Raw genomic sequence first — 22518 nt, forward strand, 5'->3', positions numbered from 1 at the left:
CGTTCCTGCATCGTATTGGATAATAGGAGGATACTAACAAGAAAAGAAGGGTCCGCCTATGAAACAGATATATTCCAATGTTCTCACTTACCGTGGATCACATTATGAATTCGGCGTCATGCAAGGAGAACGCCTGAAAAATACACCGTTATATGCATATCAGCAAAAACAAAAAGAGCGGAATCGCCGCCGTTTCACAGTTGATCCAGCAGATGCTTTCCGTATGTTCCGGAGCTATCATCCTGGCATTTATGAGGAGCTTACTGGACTAAGTGATGCACTTGGCCTTTCCATCGAGGAAACGCTTATGGATTACAGCGGATTTCAGCAGGAATGGAGAATCAACTCAGGCTGTTCGATCGTCACGGGAAATGACTTTCTTGCACGTAATTATGATTATCATCCGAAAACATATGAAGGTCGTTTCCTTTTATACCAGCCATCGGAACAAGAGTATTTTGCTACAATCGGCCCTACTCAGCGAATTCTCGGACGTATAGATGGCATGAATGAAAAAGGCCTGACCATTGGCTATAACTTTGTGCATCAAAGATTCCCGCAGGAAGGTTTTATATGTAATATGCTTTCGCGGATCGTTCTGGAAACATGTTCGACGACAGAAGAAGCAGTCGAAAAGCTAACAGAAATGCCGCATCGCCACTCCTTCAACTATGTGATCAATGATGCAGCCGGCGTCCGTCGAGTTGTAGAAGGAAGCCCGCGTGGTACCGCAGTTAGAGAAGCTAGCTTTAGTACGAACCACTTTGACGTACTGACAAAAGAGAATCGCCATCATCTTGTCGACAGTAAACGACGATTTGATAACATTCAGAAGCATTACAAAGAGAATATTGATGCAACTGAGGGTTTTCGTATCTTGAACGATCCAAAACATGATGTTTTCTCAGATCAGTATCGCAATTGGGGAGGAACAATCCATACCTCTGTTTACAAACCAAAGGAATTGAAAATGGGATTTGCTATCGGTAATCAGCAGCCGGCCGAAGTCGATTTCGGCAGCTGGATCAAGGGTGAAGAACTGTCATTCAGCCAGTTCACAGGTGCTTTGGACACTGATGTTCGCATTCCTTATATGGGAGAATAAGAAGAAAACCGCATTTACAATGGTAAGTGCGGTTTTCCTGTTTTATAATAAAAAATATGAATGCGCATACATACGAGGAGGGATCATCTATGCGGCGAACAGCGGAAACAACGGAATTGTTCAGTCTGTCAGCATTATATCAATATTTCGAAACAGAAAACGCATCACAATATAGTAAAAAAGCGCTTGATTTAGTGGATAAAGCCGAGAACGGAACTGCCTTTATCTGCTTCACAGGGCATTTCTCTGCCGGAAAAAGCTCGCTTATTAATGCACTGCTTGGTGACCAAGTACTTCCAGCCAGTCCTATTCCGACGAGTGCAAATATCGTTACCATTCAGCACGGTCGGCCGAAAGTGTTCGCTTATGGAGCGGATGAAACGAAATATGAACTTCCAGCTCCGTACCGAAGGGAAACATTGGATACATATTGTCGTAATAAAGATATTCGCAGAATTGAAATACAAGATGAACAGACCGTACTCCCAGACAAAATCGCTTTGATGGATACACCTGGTATAGACGCAAGTGATGATGCGGACCGTTTGATGACGGAGTCAGCACTGCATCTTGTGGACAGTATGTTTTATGTGACGGATTACAATCATGTACAGTCGGAAGTGAACCTGTTGTTTTTACAGCAGCTTTCTGAACAGAAACAGCCATTTTATCTGATTATCAATCAAATTGACAAGCATCGGGAAGAAGAACTCTCTTTGACCGATTTCCAAACAGGGGTCACGAACGTATTTGAACAGTGGAATATCACACCTGAAGCTGTATATTATACGACATTGAAAGAACAAGACCACGAGCATAATCAGCTGTGTGCTGTGAAAGAAAAGATGCAAATGCTGCTTGCTGATAAGGAACGGTTACATAAAGCAGGATTGGAGCGAGGAAAGCAGCGCCTTATTGCTTATTATTTGCAGGATATGAAACAAGAATTAGAGGAGAAGGAAGCAGCATTGTTGGAGCAGCGTCATCAATTGGACCATACTGCTGCGGATGCGGCCAGCAATTGGCGAGAGAAACAAAAAACTGCAAAAGAAGACGGGCGCGAGACTATTCAGCAGACTTTAAAAAACGCAAATCTGATGCCTTTTGAAGTGCGTGAAGTAGCAGAAGTCTATTTAGAATCCACTTTTCCGGACTTTAAAGTAGGTTTGTTTGGGAGTAAACGAAAGACAGCAGAAGAACGGGAACAGCGCCGGGCTAGGACAGAGGAGCTGATATATCAGCAAATCGAAAAGCAGTTGGTTTGGCGGCTTCGTGATAAGCTTGGCGGCTGGGCTAGGAAGCATGATTTGTATACGGAATCCGTACAAGTACTATTACAGGATTTTGCAGTAGAGCTGCCAACGAACCTGCTGGAGCAGCATGTCCAATCAGGAGCAAGTAAAAATGGCACGTATACTTTGGTCTACACAGCTGCTGTCGAGGATCATATCAAGCTGGCTTACAAAAAAGCTGCCCTCCAAGTGGTAGAAGCTGCAATCCATACGACACAAAATGCCTTCCAGCAAGCGGAACAGCTAGAAAAAATGAAAAAAAGAAAAACAGCTGAAAATGAACAAATCGATAATGAAATCAACCAGCTACAGCAGTCTTATGAGAGACTCGTAAATCAAATTCACCAGACCGAGTGTAATTCGAATCCAGAAACTATCGAACAAGCAAGACACGCTATGATGAATAGATACGAGTTTAAAGAAAGCATAGATCTATTAGAATCTGTAACAAAAAGTACAATGGAAGCACGTGAAGCAGAGCCAATTGTGCAGCATCATTCACTTGTAAATCTGACTCCAGAAGAGATGGCGCAACAACTAGAGTCAGCAGCTTCTGCACTCAGCGGTGTCGAAGGATTTCAATCAGCAATAGAAGATATCAAGAATAGAAAAGAAAAGCTAATACATCAAGATTACACATTAGTTCTTTTTGGAGCTTTCAGCGCTGGTAAATCTTCCTTCGCCAATGCATTGCTTGGTGATAGCTTACTGCCGGTTTCGCCGAATCCAACTACGGCATCAATCAATATGCTGAAGCAAGCAACAAGAGATCATCCTCATCAGACTGTGCTAGTCAAATGGAAATCCCGGCAGCATATCGAGGCTGACATTGAAAGCTTGAGCGGAAAGCAGCTTACTCTCCAAGATTTCTTATCTGAAAACCCGGCTGATCTTGTAAAGGATAAAAGACATCAGGCGTTTCTGCAGGCGGTCCAAACTGGGTACAATGTTGTACACGCCAATCTTGGTACAGAAGGGACAATTCCGTTTGGGGAGTTCAGCGATTATGTGACGAAGGAGACGATAAGCTGCTTTATCGAACAGATAACCGTTTATTTGGATAATGAGTTCCTTAAGCAAGGCGTTACACTAATAGACACTCCAGGAGCAGATTCAGTCAATGCCCGTCATACGGATGTGACTTTCCAATTTATGAAGCATGCTGATGCGATCCTTTTCGTAACTTACTATAATCATGCTTTTTCGAAGGCGGATGAACAAGTACTCCAGCAGCTGGGCAAAGTAAAAGGGGCTTTAGAGAAAGACAATATGTTCTTTATCGTAAATGCGAGTGATTTGGCTAAGGATGAAGAAGAAGTCCATTATGTTACCTCCTATGTAGCAGACAACCTGGCAAACTTCCAAATCAGACAGCCACGCCTTTTTGCTTTGAGCAGCTTACTTGGCTTGGAGGAGAAACAGACTTCCCAGAAACTGAATTCAGGACTCAACAAGCTGGAGGAAGAATTGTATGGCTTCATCCGTAACGAGCTGACAGAAGTCATTATTCAGGGTGCCAGGCAGGAATTGAAAAGGCAATACGGACAGCTGCAAACTTATAGCAATGCAATGGATTTGGATGAAAATGCGAAATTGCAGAAAGTACGTCAATATAAGCAGGAACAGGATGAAATATTGGCAAAGGCACGGACATATACACAGCCAGTGTTTCAACAAGCTATCATTCAGCGTATCGAAAAGCAGTTACATTATGTGAAAGAAAGACAGCTGCTTGAAGCGAATGATTTGTTTAAACAATGCTTTAATCCAGCACTAATCAAAAGCAGTGGAGCAGCAGGTAAAGAGGAAGTAGCACGGCAAATACTTGAATTCGCTAGACAAATCCAGATTCAGCTGGAACAGGAATACCGGGCAGTCACTATTCGCGTGGACCGAATAGTACGGGAGCAGATGGAACGGTGGAAGAGCGGATTGGAACAAGCCGTCCAAACGGTAAACGAGGCGTTATCCTTGGCAGCACCTGCAGAACAGAAACTGCCAGAGACAGCGCCGCCAAAAAAACAGTTCCATTTTGAACAAGATTCAATTACTCGACTGTTAAAACTGTATCGCGGTCCAAAAGCCTTTTTCCAAGAAAACGGAAAAGAGAAGTTGAAAGAGGAACTTCTTAAACTGATGGAACCAATTCTTGCTGAAATACTGCAAGTATATACATCAGCTATGGAGAGCCATTACGAAGAAATCTGGCAGTCGGAGAAGGCGCGCCTTCAGAAGAATGCCGCTGGACAGCTGGAAAGTTATTACACTGGTATGCTTCGAGCTTTGACAGACACGTCATCACGTCAGAAACTTCAGCAAGCGGTAAAAACTTTCGCTGCCCTTTTACCGGAAAAAGTTTGACCGGTGCTAATCCAGGATACTGTATAACCAAAAGGCAATAGTCCAGGAGGTATGCAGTAATGGAGCAAACAAAAAAGCTATTTTCAGAGAAACCATCATCTTACTGGCGTAATTCAACGGATATGCCAACCTATCCAGCTTTAGAAAAAGATTTGGATACGGATGTATTAGTCATTGGTGCGGGAATCGCCGGTATAACGACAGCATACGAACTCACGAAGCGCGGCAGAAGCGTTGTTCTTATTGAAGGTCGTGAGTTGATCTCTGGTACAACCGGATATACGACAAGCAAGCTGACCGCGCAGCACGATATCATTTATCATGGCTTGATTGAACGCTATGGAGAGGAAACAGCGAAACAATACTTCCATGCAAATCTGCAGGCGATCAATTATGTGAAAGATACAGCAGCTGAGCATGGAATCGATTGTGAATTTGAAGAGCAGGAGGCTTATATCTATACACAGCTAGACGAAGGTGTCGAAACAATCGAGAAAGAAGTTGAGGCCTACCGGAAGCTCCAGATTGATGGTTATATGGCAGATACAATGCCACTGGATATTCCCATCAAAGCAGCTGCTGTAATGCGTCAGCAAGCCCAGTTCCATCCGGTAAAATACTTAATAGGCTTATTAAAAGAAATTGAGCTTCGAGGCGGAAGCATTTACGAACAGACGTTAGCTGTCTCATTCGATACGGATTCTCGTCCTGTCGTCCATACAGAGAACGGTCATACCATTACAGCGAATCATGTTGTCAGTGCAACGCATTTTCCAGTGCAAGTGGAGAATCAATATTTCTCTTCTAATATGAATCCAAAGAATTCTTATGGAATCGCCATCAAGTCCAAGAAACCTTACCCTGAAGGCATGTACATCAGTCTTGAGTCGCCAAAACGCTCCATCCGCAGCTTAAAAAAGGGCGACGATCATTATGTGCTTGTTGGCGGAGAGTCCCATGTGACGGGTGATGGTTCTTCTGTGCTTGATCGATACGAACGAATCTATCAATTTGCTGAAGAGCAATTCGGAGTCGAGGAACTTTACGAACACTGGTCCAGCCACGATCTGCTGACAACCGATCAGCTCCCATTCGTAGGGAAAGTGAGTGACGAGGCGCCGGGAATTTACACAGCAACTGGCTTTGGCAAATGGGGCTTGTCCAATGGTGTTGCTGCTGCTACCTTACTCGCGGATCTCATTGAAGGTAAAGACAATGAATTTGCAGACCTATATAAAATTGGCCGAGAGATGGAAGAAGCAGAAGCTGTCAGTATGGGTGAGGATGATGTGAAGCGCATCAGTAATGAAACTGTTGTAAAACCAGATGATCTCCCAAACGGAAAGGGTGCCATTCTCGAGAAAAATGGTCAGACGATGGCTTATTATCGGGATGAAAAGGGAGAGCTGCATGAAATGAGTGCTTCCTGTACGCATAACGGCTGTCCAGTTTCCTGGAATAACGCAGATCATACATGGGATTGCTCCTGTCATGGATCAAGATTTACAGCTGTTGGAGAAGTTGTTGAGGGTCCTGCGTTGCGGGCATTGGATAGAGATTAAGTGGAGAAAGCTGCTGGGTGGTTCCCGGCGGCTTTTTCTGCTTAAAGTTTTTTGGCGTGAAAAGTCCATTCCATTATTAATAAATGTAATCCAAGTCTAAAGGAATCAATTGATGTAATGCAGAAGATATTATAATGCTGTAACAGGATTTCCTGAAGGTTCTGACATAGGAAATGTCATGTTTAACGATCAAAGAGAGCTAACTTTTGAAATGAAAGAATAATTAAAGTGAGGTAATTTTAATGAAAAAAGTTACACCGTTCTTAATGTTCCAAGATGGTAAAGCAGAAGAAGCGATGAATCACTACATATCACTCTTAGAGGATTCAGAAATTAAAAGTATTACTCGATATGGAGCGAATGAAGCTGGAGATGAAGGAACTGTGATGCTGGCTACTTTCTCCTTAAAAGGTCAAGAATTTATGTGTATTGACAGTAATGTAACACATCAGTTTTCCTTTACACCTTCTTTCTCTATCTACGTTACTTGTGAAACTGAAAAGGAACTTGATGATCTTTATAAGAAACTGAATGAGGATGGAATTGAACGTATGCCGCTGGGTAATTATGGATTTAGTAAGAAATTTGGCTGGACGGATGATAAATTCGGAGTATCATGGCAGCTGAATCTTCCATAAGATTATACAATCAGTTGGGAGCGACGTACCTATATAAAGATGGGCCGGGGAGATTAGGTCAGCAGAAGCCTTAGAGGTATAGTCACTGGATAGAGAATAAGGGAGAATTGTTGAGCTGCTGCGGGGTATTCCCGGCAGTTTTTTTCTTATGTGAAACCTTGTAGAACAGAAATCGTATATAGTGTTATAAAAGTGAGGTGATTTAGATGGTATATCATTCGAAGATAGATGCCTTTTTCATTAATTTTATCATGATTGTAATTCTTTTACTGGGTTTAGCCTCATTTTGGCCACTCTTCTTTTTTACCAAAACAGACTGGTATCCGTTTCTTGTATTACTATGTACATTTATAATTCCTACAGGAATAATTTTATGGTCAGCTTTTTCAATTAAATATATTTTCAATCAAGACTTCTTATTAGTTCAAGGTGGGCCATTCAAAAGCCGTATTATCTACGAGGAGGTTACAAAGGTTACTTCTTCGAATGATATTTTCTCAGGATATAGAATACTGTCATCGAGGGACGCAATCGAGATTTACTCCAAAAAGGCTTTCTGGGGCAGTGTAACGATTTCGCCAGTGTGTAAAAGCGAATTTATCGATGAGTTAAAAAAGCGGTGTCCGAACATGCAAATTCGAGAAAAATGCTAGTTTTTACTTTAAACTTTAAACAATCAAAGTAAGCAACTTTTATAAGTCATCATTTTGAAAAGCGTCCATTCCCTTTATAATTTTCTCCGGTTTAATAGTGCTGATCACTACTGTTTCATATTTTAAAGTCAACTCTATCCCTTGTTTCCCGCTCATTATATAACCCGTTTCTCCTTTGAAATTCACACGAAAACCCCAGCCGCCAAAACGCTTTAATGGACTGTAGTTGATAGTTTTATAATGTTTGATGTCCTTATATAAAAACTTCTTATAATGTAAATGGAAAGGCGTAAAGCGAATGTAAAGACCGTCCTCACGCACTTCGACAATCAGCTTTGTCCATTTAAGCATGATAAGAGGAAATGCGATTCCAAAGATAATCCAAAACAATATTAAAACAGCATCTGAAGCAGGATTATTACCAACAGGAAATCCTAAAACAACTTGCCGAATAAGGCCGTACCACATTAATGCAGCAACAGATAGTACTATAACCCAAAGTAAAGGTTGCCTGGGCTTTTGGACTTCTCTGTAGATGACATTGTTTGCATCTATCTTAATCACCCCTTTAGAATATCTAGAAGCTTGAATAGAGGGCTGTTCAAATAGCAGCCCTCTATTGGTAAAGCTAATTATTTACTTATTAGCTCAATGATCTTATTGACTGCCTCATCGTTTCCAGGATTAACGTAAACAAGCTCCGTATTATTAATGATGTCTTCTAATTCTTCTCTCATTGTTTCTTCATCCAAACCTTCTGGAGGAGTGGGTGAACCACCATACCAACGTCCTGGCAATGGAACGTTGTACACATTAATCGAACCATCTCCATTACTGCTATATGTTACAGATCCATCCACTATGCGGGAACCACTCAGCTGAACGACATCTTCAGGATAGCTGACAATGGGAAAATAATCTGGCTCTAGAGTTGTGCCCGCTGGTATTTGCCGTACGTACAACCCATCAATCTGCTGATTTGGGCCGAGCTGCAGCCATACTCGTGCGTATTCGACTTCCTCAGTGGAATATCCAGCCAATGGATCATCTTCTTCACTTACATAAGTATCAGGTGAATCATTACTAGTTGTTGTCTCCTCAGAAGACTGATTAGGTTCTTCCGTTTCAGGCACATCTGGAGGTGTTTCTTCTGATATGTTAGATGCAGACGCAGATAATTCTCCCACAGACTCCGAATTATCGTCAGTTTTGTCTGGTTGTTTATTTTCTTCAGCTTCTTCATTTAGCCGATCAGATGCTGATGCAGCGGAAGTTTCTGAGAAAGCTTCTTTTGATTCTTCGTTGATACTGCTTGTACAGCCAGCAAGTACTAGTACAAGCAATAGCAGTACAGCAAGCAAATAAGAAATCTTACTTAGCTTGTTCATACGATCATTCCTTTCTTTTCCATTCATATTGTACCTCGGCTCACGTTACAAATAAAGGAAGAAATGGTATGAAAAACAGAATAGTTTCCATTCATGTTACCGACCAATAATCTTGAACGATTATCCAAGCGCTATGGGCATTAAAATATCGGTGTTAATTTTTCTGGTATGCAATTGTAGATACACTGTTAATCTAATGGCATCACATAGGAAAGCAGGAATAAACAGTGAGAGAAAATGGATATTCTTATTTCAAAGAGCTGCACTATCAAAAAGACATTTTATATCTTTATAATTGCTGGGATGTCATGTCTGCGAAGCTTATTGAAAGTAAAGGTGCCAAGGCATTAGCTACAAGCAGTTATGCAGTTTCTGATGCCTGCGGATACAATGATGGAGAACAGCTACCTTTTGAACTGTTAGTTTGTCTCGCGCAAAAACTCGTCGATAACACAAATTTGCCTGTATCGATCGATGCTGAAGGATTGTATGCCAAGTCTTTAAAATCACTTCATCAAAATGCACAAACACTTTTTAATACAGGTATAGCAGGTATTAATTTTGAAGATAAAAAATCTCAAACGAGGAACTACGAATTGTGGGATATAAATGAACAGTCTGAAAGAATACAAATTGTAAAAAGTGCTGCTGTATCTGCAGAAACTCAGATTTTTATCAATGCGAGAACTGACTTATTCTTCAAGCATAATAATCATTCTGCTGATTTAGTCAAAGAAGCACTGAAAAGGGCAGAGAAATACGCAGAAGCTGGAGCTGATGGTATCTTCATTCCTGGTCTTACGAAGCTGAACATGATAAAGGAGTTTACTGAATTATCCCCTTTACCAGTTAATATCATGTTAGATTCCATGAATAGTGTTACTATTGACTGGAAAGAAATAGGGGTCAGCCGAGTAAGTTATGGACCGCAATCCTATTTCCAAGCAAAAAGAATCCTATCGAGCAATATTATATTTAAAGTCTAAGAAGGTGTGGCAGCCATGATAAAGGATCAATCAAAAATAGATTTTTACTATAAGTTATTAATAGAGAAAAACTCCAAATATGAAGGTACTTTTTATGTAGGGGTGAAGACAACGGGGATTTTTTGCCGCCCAACTTGTCCAGCGAAAAAACCCAAAAAAGAAAACTGTGAGTTCTTCTCTACAGCAAAAGAGGCCGCATTAGCGTCATACAGACCATGCAAGAGGTGCCAGCCGCTGAGCTTACCCAGTTTACTATCACCTGAAGTAAAGAAACTAGTTATGGCAATAGAAGAAAATCCTCAGAAAAAGTGGACAGATAAAGACTTTGATGAATTATCCATGAGTGCAAATACAGCAAGAAGACAGTTTAAAAAGTACTTTGGTATGACATTTATAGAATATGCACGGTCTCGGCGTTTAGGGTTAGCATTTAACCATATACGCAATGGGAAATCTTTAATTGACACGCAATTGGACAGTGGGTTCGATTCCGGTAATGGGTTCAGAGATGCATTTTCCAAGATTATGGGAACTGTTCCGAAGAAAATTAAAGACATTAAACTTTTCAAAGCAAAATGGATTGAAACTAAGCTTGGTCCAATGGTTGCCATCGCAGATAGCGAAGCCTTATATCTTCTGGAATTTATTGATAGACGAGGTCTTGAAACCGAAATCGTTAACTTAAGGAGTAAATTTTCTGCCGCTATTGTGCCTGGAACAAATACAATTTTGGAAAATCTTGAAGATGAATTAAAAGGATATTTCGAGGGGATCTCTTTATCTTTCTCCACCCCGATCTCTAATGAATTAGGAACGGATTTTCAGAAAAAGGTTTGGGAAATCTTAAAAAATATACCTCCAGGATACACGATGAGCTACAAAGACCTAGCTGAAAAGATAGGAAGCCCGAAAGCTTATCGTGCAGTAGCCCGTGCTAATGGTGCTAACCAAATAGCTTTAATCATCCCTTGTCACAGAGTAATCAGCTCAGATGGAACTCACGGAGGATATGGAGGAGGTATCCAAAGAAAAGCATGGTTGATCGAGTTAGAGAATAATTATAAAAACGCTGTTATATTAACTTAGATATGCGTTAGATTCTCGAAGAAATCTAAATCAACAAGATTTAGCTTTCTTCTTTTTTGTATTTTCAGATATATTTAAAATATATTAATAAAGTAGTTAAACTAATTTTTAGGAAAAATGAAAATTATAGAACTAATCCTAAAAGAGTTATCATGCTGTATTTTATATGTAATAATAGATGAAATAATTTAGCGTGAAGTTATCTTATAAAACAGATTCGTTATTGATTCTGTATATAAGATAAAAATTTTGATAAAAGTTGTTGTGGGTGTAGGATTTCTGCCTCCATCCTTACGCGAAGGTTAAAATTGTCCAAAGCTAAGTATAATATTACTGTTGCCATTGCGGCTCTGAGAGTAGGAGGTAAAGGAATTGTCTATTGTTATTGGGGTTTTAGGAATACTTGTTTTAGTCGCTATAGCCTGGGCTATGTCAAATGATAAAAAGAATATCAATTATAGAGCTGTTGGTATCATGCTTGTTGTCCAGCTTATATTAGCCTGGTTCTTGCTGAACACTTCCATTGGCAGAACGATCATCAAGAAAATTGTAGATGTATTTACGAAAGTACTTTCGTTTGGTCATGAAGGAATCGCATTCCTATTGGGGGACTTGTCTACAAAGGGTTATTTCTTCTTTGACGTTCTGCTTATGATTATTTTTGTATCTGCATTATTGTCCATTTTAACTTATACCAGAATACTATCATTCGCAATTAAATATATAGGTGGTTTTGTTTCCAAAATAACTGGTCTTCCGAAGATCGAATCATTTGTTGCCGTAAATTCCATGATCTTCGGTAATACAACTGCAATTCTATCTGTAAAGTCGCAAATTCATAAGCTCAGTCCAAACCGTCTGTTTATTGTCGCTAGTTCATCACTAGTAGCAGTATCTTGTTCGACTCTTGGAGCTTATTTGCAGCTGATACCCGCTGAATACGTACTAGTAGCACTGCCATTAAACGTTTTCTCAGGTCTGATATTATCCTCTATTGTGGCTCCAGTTACAAGTGAAGAAGATTTTGAGATAGATGTAAAAGAGATGAATAATGAGAAATCATTCTTTGAAGCTATCGGTAATGGCACTATTTTAGGTGGTAAAACTGCTCTTATCGTAGGAGCAATGTTACTTACGTATATGGCTTTACTTGCAATGGTTAACTTTATTTTGGACGGCATTGTGGGAATGACATTCCAGGAGCTAATAGGTTATGTATTTGCTCCGGTAGCATTTATTATGGGAATCCCAACTTCAGAAATTCTTAATGCAGGGTCTATCATGGGTACGAAAGTAGCTGCCAATGAATTTGTAGCAATTACTGATTTCGTCAAAATACTACCTGACATGTCCACGAAAACTGTAGGTATTGTTTCAGCTTACTTGATTTCATTCGCAAACTTCTCTTCTATTGGAATGATCTTAGGAACTGTACAAGCAATAGATCAAAAGCAGGCAAGCTTGCTGGCTAAAGTCGGCTTCAAGGTTCTGCTAGTGGCAACGATGGGATCTATATTGACAGGTACGATTGTAGGACTATTTCTGTAAGAACATAAATATCTAATATAAACAAAGAAGACTGCGCGCAACTTAGTGTACAGTCTTCTTTGTTTTATGTTCCAAGTCTTGCTAAATAGGGATTATCAGCTTGTGAAGACTTTCGATGTTATTCGTAATTGACATTCTTATTGAATAGGATATAACTATTTTCTTCAGGGGCTATTGATTAGCTTGAAAATTTCGCTTGTATAGCTTGAAGGAATAAATCAGAAGCTGCCGAAAAGACCTGATGCTTTTTCCAAACAAGCTTTAAACCGGACTCAAGTCTTGGCTCAAGAGGCTTAAAACAAAGATTACTTTCTCCTGACGTATTTACTATTTTATCAAGAGTGATTGCATAACCGATGCCTTCTTCCACCATAATGCTAGCATTGTATGCCAAATTATATGTAGTCACAACATTTAATTTATCCAGGTTTTCACCAAACCAATCAGCAAACTCATTTTTTGAATAAGTCTGATTCATGACCTGTCTTGAACAGATTAGCGGAAGGTTTAATAAATCTGCTGCTTGAATGGTAGCTTTCTCAGCCAGAGGATTATCTTTTCTCATAACAACTCCCCAAAGATCCTTGGCTGGAATATTCAAATGATTATACTTTGAAAGATCTGCGGGTTCTATCAAAATCCCGAAATCAAGCATTCCTCTGTCTAGCCGATCCGTTACATCTTCTTCGTTTCCACTGTATAGATGATAGCGTACATTAGGGTAACTTATCTGCAATTCTTTTACTATCCTTGCAATATGCCTGATGGCGTCTGTTTCTCCGCCACCTATATAAACATCACCACTTACTGTTTCTTTCATGGAACTGAAATCAGTCTTTAATTTATCTGCCATATAAACAATTTCTTCAGCTCTTTTTCTTAAGAGAATACCTTCATTAGTTAGGGAGATGCTGTGGCTGCGTCTGATAAATAGCTTCTTTCCTAACTCCTGTTCCAAGTCTTTTAATTGTCGTGATAAGGTTGGCTGCGTAACGTGCAGAAAGTTAGCAGCCCTTGTAATGCTTCCTTCTCGTGCCACTGTAAGAAAATAACGCAGAACTCTTAATTCCATATATGATTCCTCCTGATAATTTTTAGTATATACAAATAGACATGCTTAGCAAGCATATCAAGTTATCAGATATAAGTATTTGTTATATAACTTAGCCGTATCTAAAATGGATATGAGAGAAAAACACCATTAAGAAGGGATGATATATGTGACGATTCAAGATAAAGACTTGGTAATCATGGAGAATCAAACGGAATAGGGGAAGCGATTCTGTAGCTGATGCAGTTGCATATGCGATAGTTACATCTGAAACGGTAGCAGTAAGCGAAATAATTATCCGTCCCACAAAGCAAGCCGACTAAAAAGCTAATTAAAAATTGCCCTTGAATTTTAATGGCAATTTTTTTAAAAGAGCAAAATTTGTGCCAAAGGAGCTGTGAATAAATGGAATATAAGACAGAAAACAAATTTTTTAGAACCGCACTGCTGTTAGCCGTATTTTCAGCACTAGGGCCTTTTACCGTAGATATGTATCTTTCTTCGCTCCCAGAAATGATGAATGATTTCGGTACAACGGCATCTCTAATTCAAGCAAGTCTAACTGCTAGTTTGTTAGGATTAGGTCTGGGGCAGCTCATTGCAGGGCCTTTAAGTGATGTTCATGGCAGGCGTAAGCCTTTGCTTATTTCAATGCTGCTATATTTTATCATATCATTAGCATGTGCATTTTCGCCGAACATCGGTATATTTGTTGTTCTGCGCTTCTTTCAAGGATTTGTTGCTTCCGCAGGACTTGTTATTTCTCGTGCCATTGTTCGTGATCGCTACAGTGGAGTAGAAATGGTCAAATTCATGGCACTTCTTACGATGATTAGTAATGTGGCTCCATTGATTTCTCCTACTGCTGGCAGCGCGGTAACTACGTTTACTTCATGGATTGGAGTATTTATTTTTCTTGGACTTTTAGGACTCATTCTAACAGGTGTAGCCACATGGGGAATAAAAGAAAGCTTGCCTGTTGAGCAACGTGTGCCAAGCAATTTCAAGGGGCTTTTAAAAAACTACGGTTCCTTGCTTCGGAATCGGAGCTTTATGGGCTACGCACTCGTCAATGGCATACTGTTCTCTGGTGTGTTCGCTTATGTATCCGGTACTCCATTTATCTATCAAAATATGTATGGTATAACTCCTCAATTGTTTTCCATACTTTTTGCCTTAAATGGACTAGGAATTATTTTAGGATCTCAGCTTGTCAAACGGTTATCTGAGCAGATTGGGGAACATCGTATTTTCCGTATCGGACTGTTGATTGCTTTCATCACAACTGCTATCATCTTGGTTGTAGTACTAGTTCACGGACCATTCATCGCTTTGTTCCTGGCAATCTTCTTGTTCGCGGTAGCCATCGGAATCATCGCGCCTGTTTCCTTTACACTGGCCATGGAGTCACAAGGGCATATTGCAGGAAGTGCAGCAGCTGTATTAGGCAGTCTTCAATTTGCATTAGGAGCTGTCACTTCTCCTTTAGTAGGAATTGCTGGAGAAGATTCTGCCGTTCCTTTTGGTATAACTATTTTTATGACTAGTATACTTGCTGTTATCGCCTACGTTACTTTAGTGAGAAGATCATCATCAGCTCAGCAAGTCTCGTAATAATTGATTCTGCTTAGATAGAAGGGTAATACTTACAAAGTCTTCTAATGCTATATATAACCTAATAAAGGGAATAATGATAGAAGAGAGGCAGAGTTTCAGTAGAAACTCTGCCTCTCTTCTAATTTTGAGGTTATTTGTTCAATTCAATCGTTTCGTTAACATCCGTCGACTCAGAACTTTGCCCTTTCATACGCTTATAGAGAAAGGCGATTTGTTTCTTAAAATTACCAGTATCCCAATACTCGGCTGCTTCCGCTTTTACCTTAATCAAGACAACAGAAGGATCATCATAAGACGTTTGCATGATTTTCTCATATGCTTTGCTCCACAATTCCTTTTTCTTGTTTAAATCCTCTACTATTTCTGCTCTTCCACGAACGGAAACATAGGATTTTCCTGCGTAAGCCACATTAACATCTTTGTCATGTAAGATTTCTTTATATTTATCAGTCTCTTTTTTAGTGAAAAACCATAAGTCGCCATCAAATTCTACTTCTTGTGTTTTCATTGGGCGAGAAACAAGGCCTTCCTCAGTTACCGTAGTCAGCATCGCTGTGTCTACGTCTTTGATTAACTCTCTTAATGTTTCCATTTCTTCTTGCTTCATCATTTCTCCCACCTTATTAATATTAGTAAAAGTATAATACCCTTAACACCAATTCTTAATCGTGTACGGCAGATACTAAACTCACTCGACAGTGTTTGCAAGTTAATAAAACAAATGATTATGGGCAGAGTCCTTCTATTAGGAAAATGATTGATTTTATTAGTTATTGTTCGATAAGTGAAGAAGAGGCAGTAACGGTCTAGTGAGGGGGGAACGTAATGGTAAAAAAGCCACAACGACTGGTTAGACTATACAAAGTATAAGGAATATTGAGAGGGCTCATTGCACAGTTTTAAAAAGTATTATATGAATAGTATGCTTTTTTCACACATATACATAACATCTTTAATTGAACCGTCGGAAACATCATTCATGAGTTAAAACATTATTTTTTACGTTTATTTCTATTTAGAATCGGGAAAGGTAGTACCGTGAATAATAGCTTCTAAATTAGAAGGAGCTGGAATTGAATCACTAAAAACAGTAACTGATTATAATATTACATCCAATGAGATTATTTGGCTGAAATTATTTACTTGTAAAGAGTTAAGATAAATCAACTTATTGTAATGATTACAATTGAATAATTTTTATTAAATAACAAGTATAATAATTGAAGTCTTGGAATTAGAATGTTAGAATTATTTCGAATAATCTAAGGAGGTACACCAATTTGGCTGAGAATAAAGATAAAAATGTTGAGAGAAAAACGTTAACTACGAGACAGGGTCATCCAGTCACAGATAATCAGAATATCCGTACGATTGGTGACCGTGGTCCGGCAACACTTGAGAATTATCACTTCATAGAAAAGATTTCCCATTTTGATCGGGAAGAGGTACCTGAGCGTGTTGTACACGCAAGAGGTGCTGGTGCATTTGGTTATTTTGAAACATACGGAAAAGTAGGGGACGAACCTGTAGAAAAGTATACGCGGGCAAAAGTCTTTTCAGGAGCTGGCAAAAAAACACCATTAATGGTTCGTTTTTCTACAGTAGCAGGCTCGAAAGATTCACCTGAAACAGAGCGTGATCCTCGTGGTTTTGCTGTAAAAATGTACACAGAAGACGGAAACTGGGACTTGGTTGGTAACAACCTTAAGATTTTCTTTATCCGTGATGCAATGAAGTTTCCAGACATGATTCACGCATTTAAAGCTGATCCAGCATCAAATGTTCCAAACCCACAGCGTATGTTTGACTTTGTTTCACGTTCGCCAGAGGCAACACATATGATTACATTCCTGTTCTCACCATATGGCATACCAGCGACATATCGCCATATGCAAGGTTCTGGGGTTAATACTTATAAGTGGGTAAATGATAAGGGAGAGGCTGTCCTAGTGAAGTACCACTGGGAACCGAAGCAAGGCATCCGTAATCTGACCCAAGAAGAAGCTAATTATATCCAAGGGAAAAACACTGGCCATGCCACACAGGATTTATATGAGGCAATTGAGCAAGGTGATTATCCAGAATGGGAACTATTTGTACAGATTATGGAAGATGATTACCACGAGGAACTCGATTTCGATCCTCTAGATGACACGAAATTATGGCCGGAAGATAAATTCCCATGGCTTCCAGTAGGAAAAATGATATTAGACCGTAATCCAGTAGATTATCATGCAGAGATTGAGCAAGCTGCATTCGGTACAGGAGTGCTTGTCGATGGAATGGACTTTTCTGATGACAAAATGCTGCAAGGCCGTACTTTCTCTTATTCCGATACACAGCGCTATCGTGTGGGGGCAAACTACTTAAGATTGCCTGTCAATGCACCTAAAACTACTGTCCATACGAACCAGCATCGTGGTCAAATGGATTTCCGCGATCCTAAAGAGTCCGGTGACAATCCACATATCAATTATGAACCATCCATGCTTGGCGGTTTACAGGAAGCGAATAAAGAAGAGCGTCCACAGCACCGTCCAACATTTAATGCAGCCGCTATGAGCGCACCAATCGACCGTCCGAATAATTATGGACAAGCAGGCGATACCTATCGCAATTTTGAAGATTGGGAGCGAGATGAGTTAATTAATAATTTATCCAATGCATTATCAGTATGCGATGAATCAATTCAAAACGCCATGGTTGAACACTTCACGCAAGCAGATGAAGATTATGGCCGCCGTGTGAAGGAAGGCATTGAAGCGAAGTTGAAAGAAATCAAAGAAAACAATGAAGAAAATCAGCTTCCAGGACGCGAAGCAGGAAAGACTAAATTCGGACAAGGTTCACTAGCTGCAAACGAAGCAACTGATGAAGCTGTGGAAAATAGCCGTGAGTCTGATGAATATTAAGGAATGATGTTTGTGCAAAAAGGCTGTCAATTATGACAGCCTTTTTTGCGTACTTTTATATTATGACGAATAGGAAAATCTCCTATATAGATTTTATATAAAAAAACCGGATTCAAATTGATGAATCCGGTTTTTTAAAATCCTCTCTATGTGGACGGCATGATTTTGAAGATACCGTTTCCTTAGAGATGAAGTGAAAATTATAATTCTTTTAAGCTAATCTCATCTTGAAGTCTTGATAGCCAAACTCGCGTACGACTTGGCAATCGCCATCTTTATCTCGTACAGCAATGGCCGGTAGCGGCATACCGTTAAATGTGTTGGTTTTCACCATGGAGTAGATAGCCATATCACCAAAGACTAATCTATCGCCGCTTTTTAATGGCTGATCGAAAGAATAATCTCCAATTACATCTCCTGTAAGGCAGGTTTGCCCGCCAAGTCGATAAGTGAATGGCTTTTCACCAGTTTCGCCTGAACCAAATAGAGGAGGGCGATATGGCATTTCCAATACATCAGGCATATGACAAGTTGCTGAAGTGTCAAGAATGGCAATTTCCATACCATTTTTATGGATATCAAGCACAGATGTGATCAGATAGCCGGCATCGAGCGCAATGGCTTCTCCAGGCTCAAGATATACTTCTAACCCATATTTATCCTGCATGCTTTTGATACAAGCTTCTAGTCTTGGAATATCATAATCTTCTCTCGTGATGTGATGACCACCACCGAAGTTAATCCATTCCATTTGTGGGAGCCATTGGCCGAATTTTTCTTCGACTGCATGAAGAGTAGTCTCTAAGTCATCAGAATTTTGCTGGCAAAGGGTATGGAAGTGCAGTCCTGAGACACCGTCGAGCAAATCTGGAGAAAAATCTTCCTGTTTCACACCGAATCTGGAACCTGGCGCACATGGATCATAGATGTCATGTCCATCTTGTGTGGAGCATTCAGGGTTGATGCGCAAGCCGACTTTTCTGCTGGCTTGAAGAGCCTTATCTTTGAATTTCTCCAGCTGTGAGAAGGAATTAAAGATAATATGATCACAAATGGATATAATTTCGTCGATTTCATCTTCACGATAGGCAGGGGCAAAGACATGATTTTCTTTGCCCATTTCCTCGTAACCCAGGCGGGCTTCGAATAAGCCACTCGCTGTTGTGCCGCTCAAGTATTTTCCAATCAAGGGGTACATTGTTGTCATGGAAAAAGCTTTTTGAGCTAACACAATTTTTGCTCCTGTACGCTGCATGACACCATTAAGGATTTTAAGGTTTTTTTCTACAAGGTCTTCATCAACTACATAACAAGGGGTTGGTAATTCTTCAAACCGCATGTTAACGAACTGACTCCTGATCTTTAGCTGCAGTCTCATCAACAAGCACTGGATTAAAGTCTTCTACCCATGGAAGTCCCCATTTGTTCAACTCTTCCATAAATGGATCTGGATCGAATTCTTCAATATTAAACACGCCTGGTTTGTTCCATTTTCCAGTCATAACCATAGCTGCCCCAATCATGGCAGGAACGCCAGTTGTATAGGAGACGGCTTGAGAACCAACTTCTCTATAGCATTCTTGGTGGTCACAAACATTGTATACATAGTATGTTTTCTCTTCGCCGTCTTTTTTTCCTTTGAAGATACAGCCAATGTTTGTTTTTCCAACTGTACGTGGTCCAAGTGTTGCTGGATCAGGTAATACAGCCTTTAGGAACTGAAGTGGAATAATTTCTTTTCCTTCGAACTCAATTGGTTCAATGGAAGTCATTCCTACATTTTCAAGAGCCTTAAGATGAGTAAGATAGCTTTCGCCGAATGTCATGAAGAAACGGATACGCTTAATTCCCGGGATGTTTTCAGCAAGAGATTCAAGCTCTTCGTGGTAAAGCAAATACATGTCTTTCTCGCCAACTTCAGCGAAGTCATAGACACGCTTGATTTCCATTGGTTCCGTTTCAATCCATTCACCATTTTCCCAATACCTTCCGTTAGCAGAAACCTCGCGAATATTAATCTCAGGATTGAAGTTCGTTGCGAAAGGATATCCGTGATCACCGCCATTACAATCAAGAATATCGATATATTCGATTTCATCAAAGTAATGCTTTAGTGCGTATGCAGAAAAGACACCTGTTACGCCTGGGTCAAAACCGCTACCTAAAAGAGCTGTAATTCCTGCTTTTTCGAAACGCTCGCGGTATTCCCACTGCCATTTGTATTCAAATTTTGCTGTATCTTCTGGCTCATAGTTTGCTGTGTCCATATAGTGTGTTTTTGTTGCAAGACAAGCATCCATAATCGTCAAATCCTGATAAGGCAAAGCCAAGTTCATCACGATATCCGGGTTTACTTCATCAATTAAAGCGATAAGCTCATCAACATTATCTGCATCCACTTGTGCAGTGGTAATTTTTGTTTTGCTGCCATCTAATTTAGCTTTTAAATCATCACATTTAGATTTTGTGCGGCTTGCGATACAAATCTCTTCAAATACCTCGCTGTTTTGAACGCATTTTTGTACAGCTACTGACGCAACTCCGCCAGCGCCAATAATAAGTGCTTTACCCATTCTTTTGTCTCCTAACTAAGGTAGATTTTTTCTAGCAAAGAAGAATACCGAAACAACCAAGCTATCAGAGTATTTACCACTTGCACGTTTGCAGTAAAAGAATACTTTGATGTAATTCCCTTAAAACAAAAAAGCAAGTGCCAAATACGCCTAACCGCGCATCACACTTGCTTTAGATATAATTATCAATATTAAAATAGCATAGGTAACTCCAGAACAAAAGCAGTTATAAAACTGAATCTTTTGCAAGAAAGCTCTTTAATATTCAAGAATATATCAAATAGGATCAGAGTCTAATAGCAAATAATTACTTTTACCACTCTTATTGACCGTTTCACAAGTTGATGTGCATATGCACTGGTTGTAAAGTAACCAACTTATAAAATTTGAGCTTCTAACTCAATCAATAGGGCAACTAAAGTTGCCAATCGGCATTTGACCCGGCTGTCCGTATGGCCCTTAAACTTCTATAAAGAGAGAAGTGGTCAAAATTATCTGCTTGGAAAGATCCAGATATATTGAATAGCAGCTTTCCAAATAACGCACCTATTATAGTAACACATACAAGATATATAGCAATAGACAAAATTTATTATTTTTTTTACAAATATGACATAAAAAGAAACCGGTACTGTTTGCGGAAAAACGGTCTGTAAATGGTGTCCTAAATCAATAATCAGCAAGTTTGGAGTGTCGAAGGTGGATTAACATGAACTAATAGAAATATAAAAGATTCTGAAGTTGTACAGGATCTTTAATTTGTATAGAAAATCTGATTCATAAAAGAAGCGGGATGTAAAAAAGTTCATAAGAACTACCTAAGGGTCCGTACAATAATGTAATTAAAAGGATTACAGAAAACATTTTCTCTAAACATACAAAAAATATGGAGAAACTAAAAGGTGCGCTCTATTTGAGTGCACCTTTTGTTTTAGGAATTATATATTTCCCTGTTCATATTCACAATATCTTTATTGGAGAGGAGTTTTGGGTTAGCAACTGACAACATCTCCATTACCTTATCTCGTAATAATGGCGCTTTTTCTTTATTTGCCTCTTTCAAGGCTATAGTTAATTCATCTTTTGTTAGCTCTGTGCAGTATGCAGGAGTTCCTGGCTGTTGTCTCCAGGAGTCACTTAAAGAACCGCCATCAACAGTATCAAAACCAATCTGGTTCACTACATCCATGATTATTTGTTTATGTTTTACGTTATCACCAGCAACTGCCATAGCAATGCGTCCGCTAGCACCTTCTGGAGTTCCTTCATTTTCTAAAGTATATGCTAATAAGTTGTTGAAAGCTTTTATGATAGGTCTGCCTAATTGATTTGAAAACCAAATGCTTTCAACCATTCCGTCCTCAATTTCTTCTATCTTATCGTCTCTGCCGGGATAATAGTTCGAAGTGTCGACAACGATCACTTCCTCCCCAACTTGCCCGATAATGTTACGAACACTTGACAGTGCACGTAAAGGAAGAGATAGTATAAGAACTTCTATATTTGTAATTGCATCCTCTGCACGTACAGGCTTTCCAGCAAGATCTTTTCCTTCTAAGTGTTCCATACCCCGTGCATCCGCAATTTTCACGTCATGTCCATTCTTAACTAATTTTCTGGAAATAATCGATCCAATTGATCCAGCGCCTATAATTCCAAATTTCATTCTTGTTCCTCCTTAAGAATTTGTATTCCAAATAATTGGCTATAGACATACAAATAGCCAATTATTGAATCAATACATAC

General features: G+C 39.6%; 17 protein-coding genes. 10 read left to right on the forward strand and 7 right to left on the reverse strand.

The annotated features are described in order from the left end of the window. Positions 1 to 58 precede the first annotated feature (58 nt). From CHH58_RS03455 to CHH58_RS03475, 5 genes are all read left to right on the forward strand, one after another. Positions 59 to 1105, forward strand: coding sequence for a C45 family autoproteolytic acyltransferase/hydolase (locus CHH58_RS03455; protein WP_095262016.1), 1047 nt, complete (start codon positions 59 to 61; stop codon positions 1103 to 1105). 89 nt (positions 1106 to 1194) lie between these two features. Continuing rightward, positions 1195 to 4758: a dynamin family protein gene (locus tag CHH58_RS03460; protein ID WP_170937508.1), complete on the forward strand. Its 3564-nt coding sequence runs from the start codon at positions 1195 to 1197 to the stop codon at positions 4756 to 4758. A 59-nt stretch (positions 4759 to 4817) separates the two neighbouring features. After that, entirely contained in the window at positions 4818 to 6320 is a 1503-nt protein-coding gene (locus tag CHH58_RS03465; protein WP_095230323.1) for an FAD-dependent oxidoreductase, read from the forward strand. A gap of 242 nt (positions 6321 to 6562) precedes the next feature. Continuing rightward, on the forward strand, positions 6563 to 6958 hold the full coding sequence (locus CHH58_RS03470; RefSeq protein ID WP_095230325.1) for a VOC family protein: 396 nt from the start codon (positions 6563 to 6565) through the stop codon (positions 6956 to 6958). Positions 6959 to 7209: 251 nt separating this feature from the next. Beyond that, positions 7210 to 7611, forward strand: a complete 402-nt coding sequence (locus CHH58_RS03475; protein ID WP_249275046.1) for a PH domain-containing protein — start codon at positions 7210 to 7212, stop codon at positions 7609 to 7611. A 39-nt stretch (positions 7612 to 7650) separates the two neighbouring features. Here CHH58_RS03475 and CHH58_RS03480 read toward each other — a convergent pair whose 3' ends face one another. Continuing rightward, positions 7651 to 8166: a DUF6141 family protein gene (locus tag CHH58_RS03480; RefSeq protein WP_095262168.1), complete on the reverse strand. Its 516-nt coding sequence runs from the start codon at positions 8164 to 8166 to the stop codon at positions 7651 to 7653. A gap of 77 nt (positions 8167 to 8243) precedes the next feature. Then, complete coding sequence (locus CHH58_RS03485) at positions 8244 to 8999, reverse strand: hypothetical protein (protein WP_095262169.1); 756 nt, start codon at positions 8997 to 8999, stop codon at positions 8244 to 8246. A 227-nt stretch (positions 9000 to 9226) separates the two neighbouring features. Between CHH58_RS03485 and CHH58_RS03490 the strand changes: the two genes are divergently transcribed. From CHH58_RS03490 to CHH58_RS03500, 3 genes are all read left to right on the forward strand, one after another. Next, positions 9227 to 9985 (forward strand): isocitrate lyase/PEP mutase family protein, encoded by a 759-nt coding sequence (locus tag CHH58_RS03490; protein ID WP_095230331.1) that lies wholly within the window; start codon positions 9227 to 9229, stop codon positions 9983 to 9985. 15 nt (positions 9986 to 10000) lie between these two features. Next, entirely contained in the window at positions 10001 to 11071 is a 1071-nt protein-coding gene (locus CHH58_RS03495; protein WP_095262019.1) for a bifunctional transcriptional activator/DNA repair enzyme AdaA, read from the forward strand. A gap of 372 nt (positions 11072 to 11443) precedes the next feature. Continuing rightward, positions 11444 to 12619, forward strand: a complete 1176-nt coding sequence (locus tag CHH58_RS03500; protein WP_095230335.1) for a NupC/NupG family nucleoside CNT transporter — start codon at positions 11444 to 11446, stop codon at positions 12617 to 12619. Positions 12620 to 12797: 178 nt separating this feature from the next. Here CHH58_RS03500 and CHH58_RS03505 read toward each other — a convergent pair whose 3' ends face one another. After that, positions 12798 to 13691, reverse strand: a complete 894-nt coding sequence (locus CHH58_RS03505; protein WP_095262020.1) for a LysR family transcriptional regulator — start codon at positions 13689 to 13691, stop codon at positions 12798 to 12800. Between the two features lie 384 nt (positions 13692 to 14075). Here CHH58_RS03505 and CHH58_RS03510 point away from each other — a divergent pair, with 384 nt between their 5' ends. Further along, entirely contained in the window at positions 14076 to 15284 is a 1209-nt protein-coding gene (locus tag CHH58_RS03510; RefSeq protein ID WP_095262021.1) for a multidrug effflux MFS transporter, read from the forward strand. A gap of 133 nt (positions 15285 to 15417) precedes the next feature. On the opposite strand, the gene CHH58_RS03515 is transcribed toward CHH58_RS03510, so the two are convergent. Continuing rightward, a complete protein-coding gene (locus CHH58_RS03515) occupies positions 15418 to 15906 on the reverse strand; it encodes a pyridoxamine 5'-phosphate oxidase family protein (RefSeq protein WP_095261182.1) in 489 nt (162 codons plus the stop codon). Positions 15907 to 16567: 661 nt separating this feature from the next. On the opposite strand from CHH58_RS03515, the gene CHH58_RS03520 reads away from it, so the two are divergent. Next, positions 16568 to 18199 carry a catalase gene (locus CHH58_RS03520; protein WP_095262022.1) on the forward strand — a complete coding sequence of 544 codons (1632 nt, stop codon included), beginning with the start codon at positions 16568 to 16570 and terminating at the stop codon, positions 18197 to 18199. Positions 18200 to 18410: 211 nt separating this feature from the next. Here the strand turns inward: CHH58_RS03520 and nspC are convergent, their stop codons facing one another. The 3 genes from nspC to CHH58_RS03535 form a co-directional block, all read right to left on the reverse strand. Continuing rightward, a complete protein-coding gene (gene nspC, locus CHH58_RS03525; protein ID WP_095262023.1) occupies positions 18411 to 19538 on the reverse strand; it encodes a carboxynorspermidine decarboxylase in 1128 nt (375 codons plus the stop codon). Position 19539: 1 nt separating this feature from the next. Further along, entirely contained in the window at positions 19540 to 20772 is a 1233-nt protein-coding gene (locus CHH58_RS03530) for a saccharopine dehydrogenase family protein (protein WP_095262024.1), read from the reverse strand. A 931-nt stretch (positions 20773 to 21703) separates the two neighbouring features. Further along, entirely contained in the window at positions 21704 to 22438 is a 735-nt protein-coding gene (locus CHH58_RS03535; protein ID WP_095262025.1) for an NADPH-dependent F420 reductase, read from the reverse strand. Between the last annotated feature and the right edge of the window lie 80 nt (positions 22439 to 22518).

The sequence above is a fragment of the Terribacillus saccharophilus genome (genome assembly GCF_002272745.1).
Classification (GTDB): Bacteria; Bacillota; Bacilli; order Bacillales; family Amphibacillaceae; genus Terribacillus; species Terribacillus saccharophilus_B.